The organism is Streptomyces pseudogriseolus, from assembly GCA_002154585.1.
Lineage (GTDB): Bacteria > Actinomycetota > Actinomycetes > Streptomycetales > Streptomycetaceae > Streptomyces > Streptomyces pseudogriseolus.
The window spans coordinates 2,501-5,186 of record MUNG01000290.1; the positions used below are offsets into that span (position 1 = coordinate 2,501).

Sequence of the window (2,686 nt, forward strand, 5' to 3'; positions counted from 1 at the left end):
AGTAGCACGGGGCCCGAGAAATCCCGTGTGAATCTGGCGGGACCACCCGCTAAGCCTAAATATTCCCTGGTGACCGATAGCGGATAGTACCGTGAGGGAATGGTGAAAAGTACCGCGGGAGCGGAGTGAAATAGTACCTGAAACCGTGTGCCTACAAGCCGTGGGAGCGTCGGAACACAGCTTGCTGTGTTCTCGTGACTGCGTGCCTTTTGAAGAATGAGCCTGCGAGTTTGCGGTGTGTTGCGAGGTTAACCCGGGTGGGGTAGCCGTAGCGAAAGCGAGTCCGAACAGGGCGTTTCAGTAGCACGCTCAAGACCCGAAGCGGAGTGATCTAGCCATGGGCAGGTTGAAGCGGAGGTAAGACTTCGTGGAGGACCGAACCCACCAGGGTTGAAAACCTGGGGGATGACCTGTGGTTAGGGGTGAAAGGCCAATCAAACTCCGTGATAGCTGGTTCTCCCCGAAATGCATTTAGGTGCAGCGTCGTGTGTTTCTTGCCGGAGGTAGAGCACTGGATAGGCGATGGGCCCTACCGGGTTACTGACCTTAGCCAAACTCCGAATGCCGGTAAGTGAGAGCGCGGCAGTGAGACTGTGGGGGATAAGCTCCATGGTCGAGAGGGAAACAGCCCAGAGCATCGACTAAGGCCCCTAAGCGTACGCTAAGTGGGAAAGGATGTGGAGTCGCACAGACAACCAGGAGGTTGGCTTAGAAGCAGCCACCCTTGAAAGAGTGCGTAATAGCTCACTGGTCTAGTGATTCCGCGCCGACAATGTAGCGGGGCTCAAGCGTACCGCCGAAGTCGTGTCATTGCAGCAGATAGCCCCAACGGGTGCTGTGATGGGTAGGGGAGCGTCGTCTGCCGGGTGAAGCAGCCGCGTAAGCGAGTTGTGGACGGTTGACGAGTGAGAATGCAGGCATGAGTAGCGATTCACACGTGAGAAACGTGTGCGCCGATTGACTAAGGGTTCCTGGGTCAAGCTGATCTGCCCAGGGTAAGTCGGGACCTAAGGCGAGGCCGACAGGCGTAGTCGATGGATAACCGGTTGATATTCCGGTACCCGCTGTGAAGCGTCAAACATCGAATCCAGTGATGCTAAGCCCGTGAAGCCGCCGGCTGAGTCTTCGGACGAGGTCGGAGTGGTGGAGCCGGTGACCCGAGCTGGTAGTAGGTGAGTGATGGGGTGACGCAGGAAGGTAGTCCATCCCGGGCGGTGGTTGTCCCGGGGTAAGGGTGTAGGACGTCAGGTAGGCAAATCCGCCTGGCACATAGTCTGAGACCTGATGCCGAGCCGATTGTGGTGAAGTGGATGATCCTATGCTGTCGAGAAAAGCCTCTAGCGAGTTTCATGGCGGCCCGTACCCTAAACCGACTCAGGTGGTCAGGTAGAGAATACCGAGGCGTTCGGGTGAACTATGGTTAAGGAACTCGGCAAAATGCCCCCGTAACTTCGGGAGAAGGGGGGCCACACCTGGTGATGAGCTTTACGCTCTGAGCTGGGGGTGGCCGCAGAGACCAGCGAGAAGCGACTGTTTACTAAAAACACAGGTCCGTGCGAAGCCGTAAGGCGATGTATACGGACTGACGCCTGCCCGGTGCTGGAACGTTAAGGGGACCGGTTAGCTCACCTTCGGGTGGGCGAAGCTGAGAACTTAAGCGCCAGTAAACGGCGGTGGTAACTATAACCATCCTAAGGTAGCGAAATTCCTTGTCGGGTAAGTTCCGACCTGCACGAATGGCGTAACGACTTCTCGACTGTCTCAACCATAGGCCCGGTGAAATTGCACTACGAGTAAAGATGCTCGTTTCGCGCAGCAGGACGGAAAGACCCCGGGACCTTTACTACAGTTTGATATTGGTGTTCGGTTCGGCTTGTGTAGGATAGCTGGGAGACTGTGAAGCTCGGACGCCAGTTCGGGTGGAGTCGTCGTTGAAATACCAGTCTGGTCGTGCTGGATGTCTAACCTGGGTCCGTGATCCGGATCAGGGACAGTGTCTGATGGGTAGTTTAACTGGGGCGGTTGCCTCCTAAAGGGTAACGGAGGCGCCCAAAGGTTCCCTCAGCCTGGTTGGCAATCAGGTGTTGAGTGTAAGTGCACAAGGGAGCTTGACTGTGAGACCGACGGGTCGAGCAGGGACGAAAGTCGGGACTAGTGATCCGGCGGTGGCTTGTGGAAGCGCCGTCGCTCAACGGATAAAAGGTACCCCGGGGATAACAGGCTGATCTTCCCCAAGAGTCCATATCGACGGGATGGTTTGGCACCTCGATGTCGGCTCGTCGCATCCTGGGGCTGGAGTCGGTCCCAAGGGTTGGGCTGTTCGCCCATTAAAGCGGTACGCGAGCTGGGTTTAGAACGTCGTGAGACAGTTCGGTCCCTATCCGCTGTGCGCGTAGGAGTCTTGAGAAGGGCTGTCCCTAGTACGAGAGGACCGGGACGGACGAACCTCTGGTGTGCCAGTTGTTCTGCCAAGGGCATGGCTGGTTGGCTACGTTCGGGAGGGATAACCGCTGAAAGCATCTAAGCGGGAAGCCTGCTTCGAGATGAGGACTCCCACCCACTTGATGGGGTAAGGCTCCCAGTAGACGACTGGGTTGATAGGCCGGATATGGAAGCACGGTAACGTGTGGAGTTGACCGGTACTAATAGGCCGAGGGCTTGTCCTCAGTTGCTCGCGTCCACTGTG

General features: G+C 57.0%; 1 rRNA gene (only partly in view). It reads left to right on the plus strand.

Features of this window, described 5'->3' with window-relative positions:
- Nucleotides 1–2,666, plus strand: a 23S ribosomal RNA gene (locus CCN29_RS23835) (it extends 458 nt beyond the left edge of the window).
- Nucleotides 2,667–2,686 lie beyond the last annotated feature (20 nt).